The organism is Niallia sp. FSL W8-0635 (assembly GCF_038007965.1).
Classification (GTDB): domain Bacteria; phylum Bacillota; class Bacilli; order Bacillales; family Cytobacillaceae; genus Niallia.
The window spans coordinates 2,484,284-2,504,883 of record NZ_JBBOYD010000001.1 but is presented as its reverse complement, the minus strand read 5'-3'; the positions used below and the strand labels follow the sequence as shown (position 1 = coordinate 2,504,883).

Below are 20,600 nucleotides of genomic sequence, written 5' to 3'. Positions count from 1 at the left end.
CTATTTGAAAGCGATATCGGTATTAATCAAACGTTTGATTAATACCGATATGATCAAATAGGGTATTGCCTACAACCGATATAATATGATATAGTTACCTAGGTAATTAATATTGAGATCGGAGAAAGAAATGAACAAGACTCATGACTTATTCCATTCTATCCAACAGCTTGCTCGACAATTTACGAAGGAATTAAATATAGCATTAGAGCCATTTGATATTTATAGTTCAGAATGGGCAATTTTATTTGTATTAAAAGAGAATGGTCCACTTGCTCAAAAAGAAATTGCAGAGTATTTATCAATTGAAGCTCCTCCTGTTACTCGTACAGTTAAAAAGCTCGTGGAAAAAAATTATGTTCTCCAAGTGAAAGGAGAAGACAGACGCACAAATAAAGTGTTTCTAACAGATTTAGCATTAAACGAATACGCAAAATGGGAAGAGGCTGTGTTACAAGCAAACAAGGGCTTGCTTGCACAATTACCAGCTGAATCATGGGAGTATTTACATCAAATCACTTCTGGATGGTCCCATTCATTAGCAATCAAGGAGGAAAATAAGTGAATAAAGAAGCATTATGGACAAAGGGATTTATCCAAATATGGGTAAGTAACTTTTTTTTATTTATGACGTTTTATTTTTTATTAGTTTCATTACCAATTTATGCAATACGTGAATTAAATGGAAAGCAGTCTACAGCAGGTTTAATTGTTACTGTTTTCATTATTACAGCTATTCTTATAAGACCTGTCGCCGGTAATTTAATGCAAAAGATTGGGAAAAGGGCAATTTTCCTAACATCTTTACTTATCTTCCTAGTTGCGTCTATTTTTTACTTATTTACTGATTCTCTAACGGGTTTACTTATTGTTCGTGCTTTACACGGAATTGGATTTGGGATGGCAACAACAGCTACAGGAACAATTGTTGCCGACATTCTGCCAAGCTCTAGAAGAGGAGAAGGCATGGGGTATTATTCAATGAGTATGAATTTAGCCATGGTAATTGGTCCATTTATTGGCCTTCAAGCTATTAATTCTTGGGGAACTTCCACTCTATTTATACTAGCAGTTATATTTGCATTTTTCGCGGTTCTAACAGGTGGATTTATGAAAATGGAATCGGAAGCAGACATGGAAAAGGTTGAAATAGAGCGTACGGAGAAGAAAGGTTTTCAGTTCAATCAAATTATTGAAAATACCGCAGTGAAAATTAGTGTAGTTGCGGCAATGTTTGGAATTGTATATTCGTCGATTCTTTCCTTTGTATCTGTTTATGCAGAGAATAAAGGCTTTATTAGTGTTTCTGGTTATTTCTTTGTTGTATATGCAATCTTTATGTTAATGGCAAGACCATTTGCTGGAAAATGGTTTGATCGCTATGGAGCAAATAAAATTGTTTATCCTTGTATCATTTTATTCTCTGGTGGAATGATTTTGCTTGGACTGGCTGATTCTGAATGGATGTTTTTACTTTCCGCTGCATTAATTGGTTTAGGATATGGATCGATGTTTCCATGTCTTCAAACAATTGCCATTCAAAAAGCAGCACCACATAGAAGAGGGCTTGCAACGGCAACATTCTTATCTATTTTTGATATCGGGATTGGCTTCGGTTCGTATATAGTTGGGATTATTGGAGATGCCATTGGCCTAAACGCCTTTTATACTTTTAGTAGTATTTATATTTTAATTGGAATTGCTGTTTATTACTATTTACATGGTAAAACGATTAGAAAAGAAACGATAGTAACAAAGAAAGAACAATTAAATACGGGTGCTTAAAAAAAGATTCTCCTTATAGAAACTACTGTTTCTAAGGAGAATCTTTTTTTGAGAAATAATTAAATTTACATGGGAGAAAATTCTATTCATTTTCTATTTTTGAAAATCAAAGCCGTTCTTCCTAAGAATATGGTAGAATAGTCTTGTAAATATTGTAAAGAAGGAGTTCCATAATCGAATGAATGAGCCATTATTTTTTAAACCAGTATTTAAAGATAGAATTTGGGGCGGTACAGCATTGCGTAGCTTTGGTTATGAAATACCAAGTGAAACAACAGGAGAGTGTTGGGCATTTTCCGCACATCCACATGGACAAAGCATGGTTAAGAACGGCCCATTAGCAGGGAAAAATTTAGAAGCGTTATGGGAAAATCATCGTGAGCTTTTTGGAAATATGGAAGGCAATCGTTTTCCTTTATTAACAAAAATATTAGATGCAAATCAGGACTTATCTGTACAGGTTCATCCAAATGATGATTATGCAAAGGTTCATGAAAATGGAGAGCTGGGAAAAACAGAGTGCTGGTATATTATTGATTGTAAAGCTGGAGCTGAAATTATTTTTGGTCATCACGCTAATTCGAAAGAAGAGTTAGCTGAGATGATAGCTGAAAATAAATGGGATGAGTTATTAAACAAAGTTCCTGTAAAGAAAGGCGATTTCTTCTTTGTACCAAGTGGAACGATTCACGCAATTGGAGAAGGCATCATTATTCTTGAAACCCAACAAAATTCCGATACAACTTATCGTGTATATGATTATGATCGTAAAGATAGTGAAGGGAATACAAGGGAGCTACATATTGAGCAATCAATCAATGTTACGACTGTTCCTCATCAATTAGCAGCGACTTCTCCATCTGTTGAAAAGCAAGGAAATATGGAGATTACGAATTTTGTTTCATGCGACTATTTTACAGTGGAAAAATGGGCGTTAGATGGAAACGAAACAAGAGAGCAAGATCAAGCCTTCTTATTATGCAGTGTAATTGAGGGAGATGGTTCTCTTAAAAAGGATGGGAAAGATTTTGCTTTCAAAAAAGGCGATCATTTCTTGTTGCCAAATAAATTCGGTACCTTTGAATTAAATGGAAAAGCAGAACTTATTGTTTCTTATATCTAATAGAAAGACAAATTTGTATAAGAAAAGTGTCCAAAAAATTTTGGACACTTTTCTTATACAAAATAATTTTCCATTACATTTACATAGGAATGCGAATTGGTTTTCTTTTTTCAAATGTATAATAAGCATTGAAACCTGCTTCTTTTGCTATATTAATAGCTTGTGTAAAACCTACTCCAACATCTTCTTTTTTATGGGAATCTGATCCAATCGTTAGTAGCTCCCCACCCAATTCACGATAAAGCTTTAAAACCTCTATAGAAGGCAAGGATTCATTTAGACTTGTACGCCAACCAGAAGTGTTGATTTCTAATCCAATTCCTCTATTAATTGCTATCTGTAAGATGGAAGTTATGATATCTTGATAGTCTGGAAAGTGATAAATTCCTCTTGTAGTATGCGCATATCTTTTCATTAAATCAAAATGTGCAAGTACGTCAATATCTGCATAGGAAACTAATGCATGCATCTCTTTAAAATAATCGAGATAAATATCTCTTTCTGGGTGTGCATGCATGTATTTTCTAAGGGTAAAGCCAGAAAGATTATGAACAGAGCCAAGTATGTAGTCAAATGGAATGGAGGATAATGCCGCTTTATACTGTTCTCGCATTAAATGTGGCTCGCATAATTCAACCCCTACCTTTATAACAAGTTGATTTTCATATGTAGTCTGGCATTTTTGGATATCTGAAAGGTACTCTTTCCAAATCATATGACCATAAGTTGGTGCTTCTGGATTAACGGAAAAATGCTCTGTAAAACAAATCTCCTTTATCCCTTTATTTAGTGCTTCTTGGCAAATTTCCATCATTACCGCTTTCGAATCAAATGAATGATTGGAATGGTGATGATAATCAATATAATACATAGGAATCTCCTTTATGTAGATCATTTTTGATGGAACGCATCTATTCTATTTTACCTGATTGGTATGTGAAATTATATGCTTTTTCTAACTGGAATGAAAGTAAAAAAAGGAAGGCTTTGTGAATTAAGTGAAAAAGAATTCAGAAAATTAACGTTTTAAACTTACTAAACAGGTAGGAATAATATATAATAAATAATTATAAATGGTAATTAGGGGGAACGGAAATGACAAAGGTGAACACGATTAAATGGAAGGATGAACATATCGTACTTTCTATTGATTATCCTAAAGAAACCTATGATGAATATAAGACTGTGATTATATGTCATGGATTAATTGGTAGTAGAGTAGGAGTAGACAGATTATTTGTTAAAACAAGTAATCTACTTACGGAAAAAGGTTACTTGGTGATTCGTTTTGATTATAAAGGGTGTGGAGAATCTAGTGGTGAATATGGTAGTAATCGGTTGTCTGATTTAATCGAACAAACAGAAGCAATCATAAAATTTGCGTATAATGAGCTTCCGATAAAAGAACTTATTTTATTGGGACATAGTCTTGGTGGAGCTGTCGCATTATTAACAGCCATTAATGACATGCGAGTTAGCCGTCTAATTCAATGGGCTGCTGTCGGAAATCCAGCATTTGATATTAAACGAATATTTGGAGAGGAGAGGCTGAGGGAATTAGCAGAAAAAGAAGTGGTTGATTTTAATGGTTATTCCTTTTATCAAACATATTTTGAATCATTATCAGAATATCATCCGTTAGAAACCTGCAACTCTTTTTCTGGAGACGTCCTATTAGCACATGGTTCTGCAGATCAGGATATCCCCTATCACTATATGAATGATTACAAAAATAAGTATTTACAACGTGAAATGGGGACGGTTGAAGGATTACTTATTGAAAATGGCAAACATACTTTTTCATCCGCTAGTCAGTTTAATGAATTAATAAATGGGACAATTCAATGGTTAGAAAGGAATTAAGTAAAAAATACGCAAATAGAAGCTAATGCTTTCATTTGCGTATTTTTTTAAGTGTTAATAATTATTTTACTTATAATTTACTTATTATAGTGGAAATATTTAAGTGAATGACTTATTATTAAAGAGAAGAATGGAACTTTGGGGGATCATATGGCACAAGAGCAAAGATTAGTAGACATTGTCAGTTACTTAAATAAGCATCAAAAAATAACAGTGGATGAAATTTGTACGCTGTTTCACGTGTCACGGGATACAGCTAGGCGAGATTTAGTGAAGCTAGAAGAAGAGCAGGCGATTATTCGAACAAGAGGCGGTGCGTTATTACCGAAAATTCATCGGAAAGTTGATAATTACCATAATCGATTAAAAGCTGTTTCAGAAGAAAAAAAAGCGATTGGTAAACTAGCTGCATCTTTTGTTCGGGAGAATGATCATATTATTTTGGATGCCTCTACCACTGTTCAAGCAATGGGAAATTTTATTAATCAAGAATGTACTATTATTACAAACTCTATTAATTTGGCTGATATTCTATCTGATAAACAATTGCCAAAAATTCACTTATTAGGTGGAGTAATGCAGAAAGAACATCGCTATTTATATGGTAACTCTGTTATTCAACGATTGGATAAATATTATGTAGACAAAGTTTTTATTGGGATTGTTGGAATTTCCGAAAAAGGACTAACAATCGTAGATGAAGAAGATGGGGCAGTAAAAAAGAAAATGATGCAACAAGCAAAACAAGTGATTGTAGTAGGAGATAATAGCAAAATTGGCATTACCGATTTTTATCAATTTGCTGAGCTTTCCGATATTGATCTCTTTATTACAGATAAAGAACCAGAAGAATCGTTTATTCAATTATTAAATGAAAATAATGTGGAATTAATAGTGGCAAATAGAAAGGATGGAGAAGAATGATTACATGTATCGTGACGGATTTAGATGGCACTCTTTTAAACCATGAAAGTAAAATCAGCCCAGAAAACCTCGAAAGTTTGAAAATAGCACAAGAAAGAGGGATAGAAGTTATTATAGCAACTGGCCGAAACTATCCAGATGTGATGGAAATTTTTAAAGATACTGGTTTAAAGACATGGGTAATTGCAGCGAACGGAGCAACGATTCATGATCCAGCGGGTAATCGTTTTGATCATCTACCTATGGATAAACCAAAAGCGATGAGGCTTCTCCAATGGTTAGAAGAAAGAGATTACTATTATGAGATATTCAGTGACGATTATTTGTATTCCCCACAACGAGGAAGACAATTAATTGAAATAGAGCTTGACCGACTGTGTACAGCTAATCCTGATATTAGTAGAGCAGAACTAGAGAAGCATGCAGTTATTCAATTTTCGCAAACTGGATTTTCCTTTATAGACAGCTATAAGGAAATAGAAAATCCAGCTATTCATGTATATAATATATTGGCATTTTCCTTTGATAAACAGAAGTTAGACGCGGGCTGGGAAACTTTCAGAAACGATCAGTCCATCACACTCGTTACATCTGGTACGTATAATTTTGAATTTGAACATAAAGATGCTTCGAAAGGCAATGCACTCGTAAAATTAGCCAATCATTTAGGGATTGCATTAAAAGATATAGTAGCAATGGGTGACAGTATGAATGATCTGTCGATGCTAGAAAAAGTAGGATATCCAGTTGCTATGGGAAATGCAAGAGAAGATGTGAAAAATGCTTCGATTGAAATTGCAGAAACGAATGATCAGCATGGTGTGGCAAATACAATCAAACGACTTGTTTTGTCTTCGATTGCTGTATAAAAGCCCTTGAAAAGAAGAAGGTAGAAGTCCTTCTTCTTTTTTATGTTCTTTTTTAGAAAAAAAGCATGAAATACGCTTCCTTATAAATCGTTTATCACTTGAATAGTCCCTATTTGTAGTGGATAGATACTATTTTTTTTAGGAATAATGAGATATAATAAGTACGTAGTGAAAAAATATAGTATCTGCTACTAATAGTAGATGATATTATTTTATTATAATGGTTTTAATAATCGACTGTTTTTTGGTTAAAGGATTATGTCTTTATAAAAATCTTACATATAGTGAAAGTTCACATACATTAAATTAAGTTATTTTGTACATAAAGGAGAAAGAAAAATGTATGCATTTACGAGTAGATTTGCAAATGTAGTATTAAAAACGTTTGGGAGAACAAAGGTAATAAATAAAGATAAATTACCTAAGGATACTGGATATGTCGTTTCCTGTTCGCATATTGGATGGGTTGACGTGGTGGCTCTGGGTACATCATTACTACCAAATGAGATTCATTTTATGGCTAAGAAAGAGTTATTTGCTAAACCACAAGCAGCTAAATTTCTCCATAGTATTAATGCCTTTCCTGTAGATAGAGAAAATCCTGGTCCAAGCAGTATTAAAACGCCAGTTAAACTGCTAAAGGAAAAGAAGATAGTTGGAATTTTTCCAAGTGGCACAAGATCTTCAGAGGATGTGCCTTTGAAAAAAGGTGCTGCTACTATTGCTAATTTGGCAAGAGTTCCACTTGTACCAGCGGCTTATAGCGGACCAACGGATTTAAAAGGACTATTGAGTGGTAAGAAAATTCATGTCATTTTTGGTGATCCCATATCCTTGAAAAATGAGGATGGCACAAAGAAAGATCCTTCTGATATAACAAGAGAATTGAGTGAAGTCATGGCAGAATTACAAAATGAATTAGATAAAAGAGGCGAAAAGAAATGATGAATCTACAGATAGTGAAGGATATACTCAGTCGGTATCCTCTGCCTCTAGTAGATGAAATATTAGAGTTAAAAGAAGGGAAAATGGCTGTAGGTGTTAAGCAAATTAATAAGGAAGATACATTTGCAACTGGTCAAAATCCAAAAAATCCAATTATGCCAGGCGTTCTTATCATTGAAGCGATTGCACAAGTTACAGCAGTAGCTATTCATAGTGAACAAAAGCATAATAATAAATTCGCCCTTTTAACTGGTATAAATCATTCAAGGATAAGAAAGCCTGTTTTTCCTGGTGATGAGCTATGTATGGAAGTCATGGTAGAAAAGGTGAAAAGTAGCTTTGCGAAAGCAAAGGGAAAAGCTACTGTGGCTGGAGAATTGATATGTGAAGCGGAATTTCTTTTTTCATTTCAGTAAATATATTATAAAGTAATAGGAAAAAAGGTCACTACATTTTGGGAAATCTCTCTTATGTAGTGACCTTTTAATATAAAAATACCTATATATCCAATATAATAATTTAACTCCTATAATATAATTTTACGCATCCAATAAAATAATAAAACTTCTAAATCCTTCATTAACATAATTACAATTCCCTATCAAATATTTCATAGATTACAAGACTATTTTTTAGTAGAAAGGCATATACCTGTATAGAGAAAGGGGATGTACCTATTATGCAAACCTCCAAAACACGTACATTAATCCAATATTTGAATACAACAATATTAGGAATCATCCTAATGTTTATCCTTATTGGGGGAATAACAACCTCTATTTTTTCCTTCAAATTAACTTCTGATAATGTTGCAAGTATTTTAAAGTCAGTGAATACAACAGAAATTTACACCGAGATTTTTCATAGTGAGAATCATCTTTTTCCAAAATCAGATGGGAAAGGACTTTCACTTGGGAATATTCTGTTTCAAATTGCAACCAATATTCGGTTAGATGACACGCGAACACTGTTAGGAAGAGAATTACCTGCTTTAACTTTTTTTCATACCGAAATAGTTGTCGCAGAAGAAGGGACAAGCCTTGCAACTCTACCATTTGAATCGACACCATCGGAAGAACTAATGAAAAATCCAAAAGAAGTGGACGAGGAAAAAGTAGAGAAAGAAGAAAAACCACCAGAGAATAAGGCGCCAGTAGCAGAGCCTAAGAATAAAACAGTATTGCTTTATAATACGCATAATTTAGAAGCTTATTTACCACTTTTGAAAAATGCTAATGAAAACGAAGCAGTTAGTTCCGATGAAAGGGCAAATGTGGTTGGATTGAGCAGTAAATTGTCTAGTCTATTAAAAGATGAAGGAATTGGAGTTCAATTAGATAAAACAAATATTAATCAAAAATTATTAGACAGAGGTTGGAGTTTTGCATCTTCCTATGCGATGTCCAAAGATGTGGTTGCAGCTGCAGTCAGTGAAAATAAACATTTAAATTATTTAATCGATATTCATCGTGACTCCGCAAGAAAGGAGACAACGACTGCTACTATAGATGGCAAGAGCTATGCAAAATTGTTATTTATTATCGGTGATGCCAATAAAGGCTATGAAAAGAATCAGGAATTTGCAGAAAAACTTCATGCAGAATTAAAAAAGAAATATCCAGGAATATCTAGAGGCGTATTTTTAAAAGGAAAGGATCAAGGAAATGGAGTATATAACCAAAACTTCTCCGATCGTGCAATTCTGTTAGAAGTAGGTGGAATAGACAATACACAAGCAGAATTAAATCGAAGCATTGAAGCATTTGCGGATATTTTCAGCAAGGTATACTGGGAAGAGAATGATGCAACGCAGCAATAATAATATTGAAAAAGATGGACCTCCACTTAAATAGGTGGTCCATCTTTTTTTATAAATTCAATCATTCATGTTATTCAGTAAATATTGTTTGTACCTTCTGAGTGCCGCTTCACTTGTTAAATGAAATTGGTGCATTATCTTCTCATCACTTGCGCCTGATGCTAGTGTCTCTAAAATAGCTGTATTTCGAAAATTCACTGCTGAAATTTTTCGTAAGCCTGCTCTTCTTACTTCATCTTTAATCATTTCTTGAATTGCACGAACAGATAATGCTTTTGGTTTTTGACGATCATAATCATATTGGAAGGAATAGGAAATATTATTGAAAGCTATAAAAACAGGATCATTGGAATAATATTTTGGGCGAAATGCTTCAGGGATAGTAAAATAGTAATCTCGTAATTTTGTCATTATATCTTGAGGAATAGGAAGGATTAACGGAGCTTCCTCTCTGCTAAGGGTAAGCTCTCCTTGTGCTAGGTTTACATCCTTCATCTTGATGCTATGTACATCGATAGGTGTTAGGCCAAAGGTTTTTAATAAAGACACGATTGTCCAATTTCTTGTCAGCAGGTAGTTCCTAGCTGATTTTTTGGTAATCTCTATATCTTTTATAAGTAAGTATTTCAGTAATTTATTATATTCTTTGCTTGTAATAAAATCTTTTGTAGTTAGGGAACGCAGTGGGGCAGCTTCAGCTAGTTTATGAATTTCATGTGCACAAACACATTGATGGTAAATCATCAAACGGCTTAATACAGATGCAAGACGGCGAATTGTAGCTTGTGACAATTGTTTATCCTTTAAATAATGAAAGTATGCGCGAATGTCATCAGCTCGTAATGCTTTTATGGTTTCGAATGTAGTATTTTCTTTGTATATATCGAGCCAGCTAAAGAATTTCTTTAAGTCAGATTCGTACTGTTTTAATGTAAGTTTGCTTCGTCCAGACTGGTTTAAATTCTCCATATAATCAAGTGCATAATCAGGCAAGGTAATCATTTGTTATGTTCCATCCTTCTTATGAATTTTTTTCAAACTATTCGAAATGCAATAACCTCTCTTCTTATTTTGACATAGGTTAAAGAAGGAGAGAGAAAGGGGATTTTTAAATTGATAAGAATTAAAGTTGGTGAGTCTGTATACCAATATGATACTAAATTGGAGCACTATTTTTCAAAAATTAAGCATAATATTATTGGAAATAATTTAACCTTTTCTACACCTTACGGAAACCAAAAGCTGCTATATGCGGATTGGACAGCAAGTGGCAGATTATATAAGACTATTGAAGAAAAGATGACAGATAAATTAGGTCCATATGTTGCTAATACCCATACTGAATCAAATATAACAGGGACATATATGACAAAAGCATATAAAGAAGCAAAGCAAATCATCAAAAAACATGTTCATGCAGATGATAATGACATTATATTATTTGATGGTTTTGGCATGACAGGAGTGGTCAATAAATTACAAAGAATAATAGGCTTAAAGAATACTTGTTATAAGAAGGAGAAAATTGCTGTAGTTTTTGTCACTCATATGGAGCATCATTCGAATTATTTATCCTGGCTTGAGACGAATGCAGATGTCATTATGATAAAGCCGAATAAAAATGGAGATGTAAATATAGAACATTTAGAATCCTTGCTAGAACAATATAAGGACATCCCGTTAAAAATAGGGGCATTTACAGCGTGTTCTAATGTTACTGGTAGAAAAACAAATTACCATGAGCTTGCGAAAATGATGCACCAGCATAAAGGTTATTGCTTTGTTGATTTTGCCGCATCAGCACCTTATGCAGCCATAAATATGCATCCTGATAATAAAGAGGAACGATTGGATGCTGTTTATTTCTCTCCACATAAATTTTTAGGTGGTCCAGGGACTAGTGGAGTATTAGTAATGGCGAAAGATCTCATTTATTCGAGTGTACCAGATCACCCAGGGGGAGGAACGGTAGATTTCACGAATGAGTGGGGAGATATTCTATATAAAAAGGATGACGAAGAAAGAGAAGACGGAGGAACACCAGGATTTCTTCAGGCGATTAAAACTGCACTATGTATTCAATTAAAAGAAGAAATGGGGATAGAAAGAATAGAGCAAAGGGAGAAGGAATTAGTACATCTAGCAATGACGGAACTGAAAAAATTAAAAAAGGTTCGGATATTAGAAGAGGAAAACGACGATAGATTAGGAATTATTTCGATTACTTGTGAAGATATCCATTATGACTTAGTCGTGCAACTACTTAATGACCGCTTTGGTATACAAGTAAGAGGGGGATGTTCGTGCGCTGGACCATATGGACATTATTTACTTCCAATTACGAAGGATCAATCCAAAGAACTGAGCAAGGAAATACAAGAGGGAGATTTTTCGCATAAGCCAGGCTGGGTTCGAATTTCCCTACATCCTACGATGAGCAATGAGGACGTTTATTTTATTGTAGGTGCTATTAAAAAGATTTTACTTTATCAGGAGGAATGGAAAAGAGATTATGTAACAAAACCGTCAAGTTGTGAGTATCATTCATTAAGAAAAGAAAAAATGGGTTTGGAAGATTTATTTTCGCTATAAATGAAATCTTCTAATTGGAATAGATTGGAAGCTCCCTAATCTGAAGGGAGTTTTTAGCTTGAACTTAATTAATTAGAAAATTCACAGAATATATATTGACTTCCAATCTTTTCTTTAATAGAATATGATTGATTAATCAATCAATAAAAAGGAGGGCGATTTACATGGCAAAACCACGATCACAAGAGAAGAAAGAAGATATATATAAAGCGGCTATAAGTTTATTCTCGCAAAACGGCTTTAGTAAAACGACGATTAAAGACATTGCTGTTGAAGCTGGGGTAAGCTTTGGAACGGTTTTTACGTATTATGAGAATAAGGAATCATTGTTTACGGAATGTGTAAAAAGACCACTTCAGGTATTCAAAAATGATATTAATGACACCAAAGCAGAGCTTTCTGAATTAACAGAAGAAAAATTAAAAGGAATGATTCGTAATCATCTAAATCTATTTATGGAGATGGAAAAAGAGCTCCGCATCATACAATATGTGATTGGACAGCCAGATAGGTTTACAGAGATTGATGCATTAGATGAGTTTGTTGAATTTTTCCTATGTTACATTCATGAAATTGTCCAAATAGGAATGGAAAAAGGATTTTTACCGAAAAGTAACCCGAGGGAAGTTGGCTATGGATATCTAGCCTTTATGATGGGAGCACGTTTAACCTATTCCGATCAGGCTAACGCCATGTTTACTAAGGCTTTTACGAATCAAGCGTACCGCCTATTTGGAATGGAAGGAGAATATAGTGATGAACACATTTAACCAATTACATGCTTCCCTTCGTATCCGCATGTACTTACAATTCGTGACCGCCCTTTCTTCTAGTGCCATTATTCCCTATATAGCGGTTTATTTTAGTTCACTAATTGGTAATACGATTACGGGAGTACTTGTTATTTTTGTTATACTATCTGGCATTATCGGAGGCTTTATTGGCGGTTATTTAGCGGATAAAGTCGGTAGAAGAAAAATGATGATAATGGCGGAATTAGGTGTAGGAATCACCTATCTTTTTATTGCCATTGTTAATTCCCCATGGATCAATCTTCCTTATATTAGTGCTGGATTATTTATGATTAATTTGTTATTTAACGGCATGTTTTTCCCTGCTTCCACAGCAATGATTCATGACTTAGTAAAGATGGAACAACGGAAATTTGTCTTTACCGCCATGTATTGGCTTGGAAATTTGGCAACAGCACTTGGAACAATTACAGGGGCTTTTTTCTTCTTAGACTATCATTTTTTTTTCTTCTTGCTAGTTGGCACTGTTTCTCTCTTATCTAGTCTCGTAACCTATTTATTTATTAAAGAATCTCTTGTAAAAAGAAAGAATTCTGTGAAAAATGTAGTATCATCGTCCATTTGGTCAAGTTATTATCATGTATTAAAGGATCGAATTTATATGATTTACTTGCTTTCTTGTTTACTTATCTTTTCGTTTGAAAGTCATTTAACCAATTACATTGCCATTCACTTAAGGGATACGATGGAAGAATCCTCTCTTTTAGGATTAATCACTTTAAACGGGGTAAATATGGTAGGAATTCTTCATGCGGAAAATACACTACTCGTTGTTTTTTGTGTGGGAATTGTTTCTTGGATGATGAAAAAGCTATCTGACTACAAACAGTATTTTATCGGTATGTGCTTATTTGTATTTAGTTATTGCATTCTATCTTATGTTTCTTCGCCAGTATGGCTTATTATTATGATGTTGTTTATTTCTATTGGTGAACTTATGTATGTACCAATTAATCAAAGCCTTCTTGCTGATTTAGTAAATGAAAATCACCGAAGTTCTTATCTGGCGGTTAATGGACTAATAGGTCAAGGGCAGATGATTTTAGCAGGCCTTGCGATTACAATTAGCACCAAGCTGTCTGTCATTACGATGAGTTTAGGTTTCTTCCTATTTGGAGCAATTGGCTTATTATTAATGGGATATGTAGTTAAAATGCGAACTACCGCCACGAAGCATCTGAATGTAACACATACTGTTTAAAGAGTGTTGGTTTGTCAAACACACTTTGAAATAAGGGAAAATTCTGTATTTAATAAAAATGCTTATTATAAGGACTATTTATGCTATAATTATTTTAATTACATATAAGCAAACCACAAGGGGAGCGTAATGCTGAGAGTGATCAATAGATCTGACCCTTCGAACCTGTTAGTTAATTCTAACGTAGGAATGTGGGAAGAGTTCATATAGTAAGCTATATAATTCATTTCGCGTGTTAGTTCTCCTTTTGGTCTGCAGAAAAAAGGAGATTTTTTTATGAAAAATATGAAATTAGTTGTCATGATTGAAGTGGCAATTATGGCTGCAATAGCACTTATTTTAGATTTATTGCCATCCATTCCCGTTTTTAACACATCGATTTCTTTTGCAATGGTCCCTATTTTTATCGTAGCTTTTCGCTGGGGCTTTAAAGCTAGCACAATCGCAGGTTTCTTATGGGGCGTTTTACAAATTGTGGTCGGTGATCTACAGGCATTAAGCTTTTGGCAGGTTATTTTAGAATACTTATTCGCATTTGCATGTATTGGATTTGCAGGGTTATTTGCTTCATCCATTCAAAATGCTTTAAAAAAGAAACAAAAAGGATTAGCGACCAGCTTAATTATTTTGGCTGTTATAGTAGGTGGCTTTACTCGCTATATTTGGCATTTTATCGCAGGAGTAACGATTTGGGCGAGCTATGCACCAGAAGGAATGTCACCATTTATCAATTCCTTGATTGTAAACGGTGGTTCTTACTTAGGAGCAACAATCTTGTGTGCAATCGTACTTGTTCTTTTAATAATTTCCGCTCCACGTATTGTTCTTGATAGACCAGCAACTGGAGCTTCTAAAAGTTAAAAAGCTAATCCTTAAAAATAAAAAAATGGGCGTTCCTTTTGGAGCGCCTTTTGCTTTGGTGTGGTATAATATCCCAAAAAATAATAGTAGCTTTTAGTGTCTATTGAAATAGGGAACTACTTTTATTAATTCTTCGATTCTATGATTCCATAGATATTATAAAAGGAAAGAAGGGTAACACAGTATGATTACGTTAAAAAATGGGCTGGAAATTCAAATACGTTCCTATAAAGAGGCTGACTTTTCATCGATTCACGCCTTAAATGAACAAGAAAACTGGAGCAATCTAGTGGAGAAAAAAGAGGATACAAAAGCCGCTTGGAATCATTCGAACATCGCTTATGTTGCAACGGTTGATGATAAAATAATAGGCTATATTAGGGGAATCACCGATCAATCGATAACAATATATATTTGCGAATTACTAATTGATCAAGAATACAGGGGAATTGGTGTTGGGCAGGAGCTTCTATACTTTGTACATAGCTTATATCCAATAACTAGAGTAGAAATGCTTGCTTCTAGCACCTCTCAAGCCTATTATGAAAACAAAGGTTTTCGTCCTTTTTATGGATTTAGAAATACGTTTGCTGAATGGGATAGATGAATTTGCTTCATATAGATTTTGATAATAGGTAAAGAGATCCATCTGTTGGATGGCTCTTTTTTTGTCGAATTATATGTTAATATGAAACTAGGGATACATTACGTCTATTATTCTAGTAGCTACACTTCATATGAACTACTTCAAGGAGGAACAAATGACAGAAATAAATTATTCATTTCAGAAAAAACCAACAAATAGAAAAGTAATTGTTGGTTTCATTATAGCAGTATTAGTAGTGGTTATATCCACGATTATGCTTATTCTATATCCATTTGGTAATAACGAGAAAGTGAATTACTTTCAAGGAGAAGGTCCTGTTTTACTAAATGGAGAACAAATAGGAAATGCCATTTTTGACAAAGATACTGTGTATTTGCCACTAAGCATTTGGCAGGAAAAAATAGATGAAAGCATTACGTATGATACGAACAGTAATTCTGTTATTGTTACGACAAAAGACAAAGTCATTCAATTTCCAACTGATTCTGTATCCTATTATGTAAATGATAAAAATACGGATCTTTCCTTTCATCCATTGAAAGATGAGGACGGTACAATTTATGTAGCGCTGGATCCATTAGCACAGTTTTACCCGATTAAATATACCATTTTAGAAGAAGAGCAAGTTGTGCTGATAGAAGAAAATGGACAAGAGAGAGCAGATGGAATATTTACTTCTAAAAAAGTCAGGCAGGATTTCACAAGATTGCGGTCAGCTGAAACATTATCTTCTCCTTATATAGAAGAGTTAACTCCAGGTGAGCATGTAACGATTGAAAAAGAAGTAGAAGATTATTATTTTGTAAGAAAAGAAAATGGAATCGCAGGTTTTGTAAAAAAGAAATATGTGGAAAAAGGCAAAATAGAGGTTGTTCAAGTTGCGTTAGAACAGAAGGAGCCTAAGTTAAATAAAATCGATGGACCTATCCAATTAACGTGGGAAGCAGTATATTCAAGAAATCCAGATACTTCAAGCATTCCAAAAATGAACGGAGTAAATGTTGTTTCACCAACTTGGTTTAAACTATCAGGAAATGATGGGAATGTAACAAATTTAGGGTCAACTGCATACGTGGATTGGGCGCATAAACAGGGTTATCAAGTATGGGGGTTATTCTCCAATGATTTTGATCCGGATAAAACACATGAAGTATTAAAGGATTATCAAAAAAGACAAACCGTTATTAGGCAGCTTCTAGTATATAGTGAAATGTACAAGTTAGATGGTATTAATATCGATATTGAGAATGTTCGCGAAGAAGATGGAAAATATGTAACGCAATTTGTGAGAGAAGCAACTCCATATTTACATGAGGCGGGAATTACTGTTTCAATGGATATTACATTTATAGCTGGTGGGAATTATTCAGCATTCTTACAACGGGATCATCTAGCAGAAATCGTCGATTATTTAGTCGTAATGGCATATGATGAGCATTGGGCGACAAGTCCGATTGCTGGAAGTGTGGCAAGTTTTCCTTGGGTGGAAGCTAATTTAGAAACATTACTTGATGTTGTTCCAAATGATAAGCTCGTTTTAGGCGTACCATTGTATGCGCGATTATGGGAAGAGAAAGAAAATGGGGAAATTTCTTCTAAGTCCCTTTCCATGGCAAGTGTCGAGGAATGGTTAAAAGAGCATAAAGTTACGCCAACATATGATGAAGTAAGCGGTCAAAACTACGGGGAATATTTTGATAAAGAAACAAAATCAATATATAAAATTTGGCTAGAGGATGAATTATCCTTGGCAAAAAGAGCTGAATTAGTAGAACGGTATAGCTTAGCTGGTCTTGCAAGCTGGTCGCGTACCTTTGCTAATGAAACAGCATGGTCCGCATTATCGTTAGAGAAGAAGGAACAATAGCATAAAAAAACACTTTCGAATGGGAAAGTGTTTTTTTATGCCTACTTATATTTTAAATAATTTTACTAAAGATTGTAGTTCCTCAGCTAATTGTGCGAGCGCTAAAGAAGAAGAGGAAATTTCCTCCATAGATGCTAGCTGTTGTTGTGTTGCAGCGGAAATATTCTGGGTTCTATTGGCTGCTTCAATCGCTACATCACTTACTTCAAAGATGGAATTATTAATTTGATCTGTACCCTCTGTGAAAGTAATTAAGGCATTGGAGATCTCTTCAATTTGTTTTACCACATCATTAACGGCCACTTCAATTTTTTGAAAAGAGTTTCCAGCTATTTGTACAATATCTAATTCCTGATTGAACTTCTTCGGAAGCTTTTTTCATTGTATCAATAGTAGTTTCTGTATCTTTTTGAATGATATGGATAAGCTTTGCGATATTTTCTGTTGAGGAAGTTGATTCTTCTGCAAGTTTTCTTACCTCATCTGCGACAACCGCAAATCCTTTTCCATGTTCACCAGCTCTTGCTGCTTCAATCGCAGCATTTAATGCCAATAGGTTTGTTTGAGCAGATATATTTGTAATGACATCCGTAATTTGACCGATTTCTGTTGAACGTTCATTTAAATTGCTTATTGCTTCTGAAAGACTATTTACGTTTAAATAAATAGAGTTCATTTGTTTATATACCTGCTTTATCGCATCATTTCCTTCTGTTGACATGTCAGAAGCACGCTTAACATTCACAGACATTTTTTCTGTATGGGCAGCTATTACTTTTGTTTGCTCCGAAAGAGAAGTAATGATTTGGTTGCTTTCGTTCACAGTAGCTACTTGTGTTTCTGAGCCAGTTGCAAGCTCTTGGATTGTCAAACTAATATGCTCACTCGCACTGCTATTTTGTTCTGCACTTGCACTAAGCTCTTCTGATGCAGAGGCAACCTGCTGGGAAGAATCTTGAACGGTACTAAATACAGACTGGAGCTTTTCTGTCATGTGATTAAAAGAAGAAGTAAGTTCTCCTATTTCATCTTTTGATTGATAGGTTCCTTTTACAGTAAAATCTCCTTCTTCTGCTTTAGATAATAAGTTTTGTATTTCTTTTACTGGTTTTGTAATCAAACGACTAATATATAAGCTAATCCCTAATAATAGAATAAATGAAACAGCTAGAAGAGAGTAAACAAAAATAGTAACTGTTTGTAATCTTTGTTCGTTTGCTTTGTATTTGTTTTCAGCCGAAGTGGTTTTTACACTTTGAAGTTCTTTAAGAATATCATTTACCTTTGTACGATGTTCTTCAATATCACTAATAAAGAGTGTATATGCTTCTTCGTTTTTATTTTCTAATGCAAGAGCTAAAACGTTACTTCTTGCATTATTTAATTCTTGCATTTCTGCTTTATAATTATTGATAAGTTCTTGTTCTGCTGTTGTTAAACTGCCATTTTCAATTTCCGAAAATAATTGGTCCATATCATTCCAAACGGTATTCAATTGCTCTTTTAGTTCATTATTTTTTGCTTGATCTGTAGTAAGTAATAGTTCTAACGTATAGGAATCACTTGCTCTATTATTTACTCTTATTTGAATCAAGTTTGTGATAGAAACGAGGCTTCTTGTATACATATCTTCTGTATTTTGAGCCATAATTTTAATGTAATTTAAACCTGTAAAACCGATGCTACCTAATGCAATTATGCTTATTAGCGATAGATAAATTTTTCAGAAGTTTCAAACAGATTTCTCCTTTATAATAGAATAATATTTATACTTATATATCGGGTCGCAAAGGAGAAAATTAATTGTTAAAAATTGGTTGATTCGTTGAAAAAACTCTTCTATCTCTCTACTTTAATCTACTCAAAAAAATGAAAAGAAAATGGAAAAGTTAAAAATACAAAGTTTACAAAAAGGAAGTTCGTTATGAATCAATCTAGCATGAATTTAACTAATTATTTATTAAAAAACCTTACTGATTTATTCGAAAAAAATAAGGATAATGAAAAAGCTATTCCAATGGAAAAATATTTAAAAAATCATTTTTCCTTTTTAGGCATTAAAACACCGGAAAGAAGAGCGCTCATGAAACAGTTCTTTGCTGAAACGGGTCTATTAAAATTAGATTTTCAGCATGCTTTTGTTGAAGGTTTATGGGAAAAGGAGGAGCGTGAATATCAATATGCAGCATTAGATTATATTAACAAATCATTGAAACTAGTAACAAAAGATGATGTGTATTTATTTGAAAAGCTGATTACTTCCAAATCATGGTGGGATACGGTGGATAGTCTTGCTCCGAATGCTGTAGGACAAATTGCTAAAGAGTATCCAGAAGTAAAAGAGGAAGTGATTGAGAACTGGGCGACTGGCAATCATTTATGGTTGCGTCGTGCTTCGATCTTATTCCAACTTAAGTATAAAGGGATGACGGAAGAAGATCGGTTATATCGAAATATCGTCCAAAATGCAACCAGTAGGGAATTTTTTATACAAAAGGCGATTGGATGGGCTTTAAGGGAATATTCGAAAACAAATGCTGAATCGGTTAAACAGTTCATACACGCACATGAACTATCAAGCTTGAGTGTACGTGAAGGCAGTAAATATATTTAAATTTAGGCATTATTGTTTTAGACAATAGCAAAATTTGCTATTGTAAAGGGAAGAAATCTTATTGTTTTTTCTTTCTTTTTTTGGGGAAACGTATAAAAAAATGATTGGAAAAGGAGCGAGTAGGATGGCTATTAATAATCCAAGTCGAGAAGAAATTGGTGCTATTTTAAAGAAGGCAAAGAGAATTGCAGTAGTAGGTTTAAGTGATAACCCATCACGAACCTCTTATATGGTGTCAGAAGCAATGAAAAATGCAGGTTTTGAAATCATTCCTGTTAATCCAACAGTAGATGAAGTGTTCGGCGTTAAAGCAGTTAAAAAATTAACAGACATTGAAGGGCATGTTGATATTGTCAATGTGTTTAGAAGATCTGAGTATTTGCCTGAGGTTGCAGAAGAGTTTGAAAAAATAGATGCAGATATTTTTTGGGCACAATTAGGACTAGTACATGAAGAAACGTTTAATCATTTAAAGGATAAAGGGTACACGGTAATCATGGATCGTTGTATTAAAGTAGAGCACGCAATGACTAAATAGGATGTTTTGATAAAATTAATGGGAGTAAGCAGAATGATTTGTAATCTAATCATTCTGCTTTTTTCATTTCAACATGCAAAGAATACCTCTTACCATCCTGTAATTTGATAGGATAAAACGCTGTCAATAGCTAAAAATGCCAACTGTTTTTATAAACTTATTCGTTTTTATAAAGAATCT

The 20,600-nt window shown here is 33.9% G+C and carries 21 protein-coding genes and 1 riboswitch; of the genes, 17 read left to right on the top strand and 4 right to left on the bottom strand.

Features of this window, described 5'->3' with window-relative positions; genetic code table 11:
* Nucleotides 1-130: 130 nt before the first annotated feature.
* The 3 genes from NYE52_RS11965 to manA all read left to right on the top strand — a co-directional run bounded on the left by NYE52_RS11965 (nt 131) and on the right by manA (nt 2,908).
* A complete protein-coding gene (locus tag NYE52_RS11965; RefSeq protein WP_341193272.1) occupies nt 131-565 on the top strand; it encodes a MarR family winged helix-turn-helix transcriptional regulator in 435 nt (144 codons plus the stop codon).
* Nucleotides 562-1,785, top strand: a complete 1,224-nt coding sequence (locus NYE52_RS11960; RefSeq protein ID WP_341193271.1) for an MFS transporter — start codon at nt 562-564, stop codon at nt 1,783-1,785. The genes NYE52_RS11965 and NYE52_RS11960 overlap by 4 nt, the downstream gene beginning before the upstream one ends.
* A gap of 178 nt (nt 1,786-1,963) precedes the next feature.
* The gene (gene manA, locus NYE52_RS11955; protein ID WP_341193270.1) at nt 1,964-2,908 is read left to right on the top strand and encodes a mannose-6-phosphate isomerase, class I; all 945 of its coding nucleotides are present in this window, start codon (nt 1,964-1,966) and stop codon (nt 2,906-2,908) included.
* A gap of 79 nt (nt 2,909-2,987) precedes the next feature.
* Here manA and NYE52_RS11950 read toward each other — a convergent pair whose 3' ends face one another.
* Nucleotides 2,988-3,779 (bottom strand): histidinol-phosphatase HisJ family protein, encoded by a 792-nt coding sequence (locus NYE52_RS11950; protein ID WP_341193269.1) that lies wholly within the window; start codon nt 3,777-3,779, stop codon nt 2,988-2,990.
* A 224-nt stretch (nt 3,780-4,003) separates the two neighbouring features.
* On the opposite strand from NYE52_RS11950, the gene NYE52_RS11945 reads away from it, so the two are divergent.
* The 6 genes from NYE52_RS11945 (at nt 4,004) to spoIIP (ending at nt 9,328) form a co-directional block, all read left to right on the top strand.
* The gene (locus NYE52_RS11945; protein WP_341193268.1) at nt 4,004-4,771 is read left to right on the top strand and encodes an alpha/beta hydrolase family protein; all 768 of its coding nucleotides are present in this window, start codon (nt 4,004-4,006) and stop codon (nt 4,769-4,771) included.
* A gap of 150 nt (nt 4,772-4,921) precedes the next feature.
* A complete protein-coding gene (locus NYE52_RS11940; protein ID WP_341193267.1) occupies nt 4,922-5,695 on the top strand; it encodes a DeoR/GlpR family DNA-binding transcription regulator in 774 nt (257 codons plus the stop codon).
* Nucleotides 5,692-6,564 carry a Cof-type HAD-IIB family hydrolase gene (locus NYE52_RS11935; RefSeq protein WP_341193266.1) on the top strand — a complete coding sequence of 291 codons (873 nt, stop codon included), beginning with the start codon at nt 5,692-5,694 and terminating at the stop codon, nt 6,562-6,564. The genes NYE52_RS11940 and NYE52_RS11935 overlap by 4 nt, the downstream gene beginning before the upstream one ends.
* A 339-nt stretch (nt 6,565-6,903) precedes the next feature.
* A complete protein-coding gene (locus tag NYE52_RS11930) occupies nt 6,904-7,509 on the top strand; it encodes a lysophospholipid acyltransferase family protein (protein WP_341193265.1) in 606 nt (201 codons plus the stop codon).
* Complete coding sequence (gene fabZ / locus NYE52_RS11925; protein ID WP_341193264.1) at nt 7,506-7,925, top strand: 3-hydroxyacyl-ACP dehydratase FabZ; 420 nt, start codon at nt 7,506-7,508, stop codon at nt 7,923-7,925. The genes NYE52_RS11930 and fabZ overlap by 4 nt, the downstream gene beginning before the upstream one ends.
* 263 nt (nt 7,926-8,188) lie before the next feature.
* Entirely contained in the window at nt 8,189-9,328 is a 1,140-nt protein-coding gene (gene spoIIP, locus NYE52_RS11920) for a stage II sporulation protein P (protein WP_341193263.1), read from the top strand.
* A 57-nt stretch (nt 9,329-9,385) separates the two neighbouring features.
* Here the strand turns inward: spoIIP and NYE52_RS11915 are convergent, their stop codons facing one another.
* Entirely contained in the window at nt 9,386-10,330 is a 945-nt protein-coding gene (locus NYE52_RS11915) for a tyrosine-type recombinase/integrase (RefSeq protein ID WP_341193262.1), read from the bottom strand.
* A gap of 111 nt (nt 10,331-10,441) precedes the next feature.
* Between NYE52_RS11915 and NYE52_RS11910 the strand changes: the two genes are divergently transcribed.
* From NYE52_RS11910 to NYE52_RS11885, 6 genes are all read left to right on the top strand, one after another.
* Entirely contained in the window at nt 10,442-11,920 is a 1,479-nt protein-coding gene (locus tag NYE52_RS11910; RefSeq protein ID WP_341193261.1) for an aminotransferase class V-fold PLP-dependent enzyme, read from the top strand.
* Between the two features lie 164 nt (nt 11,921-12,084).
* Nucleotides 12,085-12,690, top strand: a complete 606-nt coding sequence (locus NYE52_RS11905) for a TetR/AcrR family transcriptional regulator (RefSeq protein ID WP_341193260.1) — start codon at nt 12,085-12,087, stop codon at nt 12,688-12,690.
* Nucleotides 12,677-13,933 (top strand): MFS transporter, encoded by a 1,257-nt coding sequence (locus tag NYE52_RS11900; protein WP_341193259.1) that lies wholly within the window; start codon nt 12,677-12,679, stop codon nt 13,931-13,933. The genes NYE52_RS11905 and NYE52_RS11900 overlap by 14 nt, the downstream gene beginning before the upstream one ends.
* A gap of 108 nt (nt 13,934-14,041) precedes the next feature.
* Nucleotides 14,042-14,140, top strand: a riboswitch (TPP riboswitch).
* 69 nt (nt 14,141-14,209) lie between these two features.
* Entirely contained in the window at nt 14,210-14,794 is a 585-nt protein-coding gene (gene thiT, locus NYE52_RS11895) for an energy-coupled thiamine transporter ThiT (protein WP_341193258.1), read from the top strand.
* A gap of 184 nt (nt 14,795-14,978) precedes the next feature.
* Nucleotides 14,979-15,401, top strand: coding sequence for a GNAT family N-acetyltransferase (locus NYE52_RS11890; protein WP_341193257.1), 423 nt, complete (start codon nt 14,979-14,981; stop codon nt 15,399-15,401).
* A gap of 154 nt (nt 15,402-15,555) precedes the next feature.
* Complete coding sequence (locus tag NYE52_RS11885) at nt 15,556-17,268, top strand: glycosyl hydrolase family 18 protein (RefSeq protein ID WP_341193256.1); 1,713 nt, start codon at nt 15,556-15,558, stop codon at nt 17,266-17,268.
* A 45-nt stretch (nt 17,269-17,313) separates the two neighbouring features.
* Here NYE52_RS11885 and NYE52_RS11880 read toward each other — a convergent pair whose 3' ends face one another.
* A complete protein-coding gene (locus NYE52_RS11880) occupies nt 17,314-17,556 on the bottom strand; it encodes a hypothetical protein (protein ID WP_341193255.1) in 243 nt (80 codons plus the stop codon).
* A gap of 16 nt (nt 17,557-17,572) precedes the next feature.
* On the bottom strand, nt 17,573-18,925 hold the full coding sequence (locus tag NYE52_RS11875) for a methyl-accepting chemotaxis protein (protein ID WP_341195173.1): 1,353 nt from the start codon (nt 18,923-18,925) through the stop codon (nt 17,573-17,575).
* 267 nt (nt 18,926-19,192) lie between these two features.
* On the opposite strand from NYE52_RS11875, the gene NYE52_RS11870 reads away from it, so the two are divergent.
* Both NYE52_RS11870 and NYE52_RS11865 read left to right on the top strand, forming a co-directional pair.
* Nucleotides 19,193-19,882: a DNA alkylation repair protein gene (locus NYE52_RS11870; RefSeq protein ID WP_341193254.1), complete on the top strand. Its 690-nt coding sequence runs from the start codon at nt 19,193-19,195 to the stop codon at nt 19,880-19,882.
* A 124-nt stretch (nt 19,883-20,006) separates the two neighbouring features.
* A complete protein-coding gene (locus NYE52_RS11865; RefSeq protein ID WP_341193253.1) occupies nt 20,007-20,420 on the top strand; it encodes a CoA-binding protein in 414 nt (137 codons plus the stop codon).
* The last annotated feature ends 180 nt before the right edge of the window (nt 20,421-20,600 follow it).

Excerpts from the sequence above, each read along its gene's own strand:
- NYE52_RS11950 (WP_341193269.1), bottom strand. The coding sequence starts at position 3,779 with ATGTATTATATTGATTATCATCACCATTCCAATCATTCATTTGATTCG.
- NYE52_RS11965 (WP_341193272.1), top strand. The coding sequence starts at position 131 with ATGAACAAGACTCATGACTTATTCCATTCTATCCAACAGCTTGCTCGA.
- NYE52_RS11915 (WP_341193262.1), bottom strand. The coding sequence starts at position 10,330 with ATGATTACCTTGCCTGATTATGCACTTGATTATATGGAGAATTTAAAC.
- NYE52_RS11865 (WP_341193253.1), top strand. The coding sequence starts at position 20,007 with ATGGCTATTAATAATCCAAGTCGAGAAGAAATTGGTGCTATTTTAAAG.
- NYE52_RS11905 (WP_341193260.1), top strand. The coding sequence starts at position 12,085 with ATGGCAAAACCACGATCACAAGAGAAGAAAGAAGATATATATAAAGCG.
- fabZ (WP_341193264.1), top strand. The coding sequence starts at position 7,506 with ATGATGAATCTACAGATAGTGAAGGATATACTCAGTCGGTATCCTCTG.
- NYE52_RS11945 (WP_341193268.1), top strand. The coding sequence starts at position 4,004 with ATGACAAAGGTGAACACGATTAAATGGAAGGATGAACATATCGTACTT.
- spoIIP (WP_341193263.1), top strand. The coding sequence starts at position 8,189 with ATGCAAACCTCCAAAACACGTACATTAATCCAATATTTGAATACAACA.
- NYE52_RS11890 (WP_341193257.1), top strand. The coding sequence starts at position 14,979 with ATGATTACGTTAAAAAATGGGCTGGAAATTCAAATACGTTCCTATAAA.
- NYE52_RS11870 (WP_341193254.1), top strand. The coding sequence starts at position 19,193 with ATGAATCAATCTAGCATGAATTTAACTAATTATTTATTAAAAAACCTT.
- NYE52_RS11900 (WP_341193259.1), top strand. The coding sequence starts at position 12,677 with ATGAACACATTTAACCAATTACATGCTTCCCTTCGTATCCGCATGTAC.
- NYE52_RS11935 (WP_341193266.1), top strand. The coding sequence starts at position 5,692 with ATGATTACATGTATCGTGACGGATTTAGATGGCACTCTTTTAAACCAT.
- manA (WP_341193270.1), top strand. The coding sequence starts at position 1,964 with ATGAATGAGCCATTATTTTTTAAACCAGTATTTAAAGATAGAATTTGG.
- NYE52_RS11930 (WP_341193265.1), top strand. The coding sequence starts at position 6,904 with ATGTATGCATTTACGAGTAGATTTGCAAATGTAGTATTAAAAACGTTT.
- NYE52_RS11940 (WP_341193267.1), top strand. The coding sequence starts at position 4,922 with ATGGCACAAGAGCAAAGATTAGTAGACATTGTCAGTTACTTAAATAAG.
- thiT (WP_341193258.1), top strand. The coding sequence starts at position 14,210 with ATGAAAAATATGAAATTAGTTGTCATGATTGAAGTGGCAATTATGGCT.
- NYE52_RS11885 (WP_341193256.1), top strand. The coding sequence starts at position 15,556 with ATGACAGAAATAAATTATTCATTTCAGAAAAAACCAACAAATAGAAAA.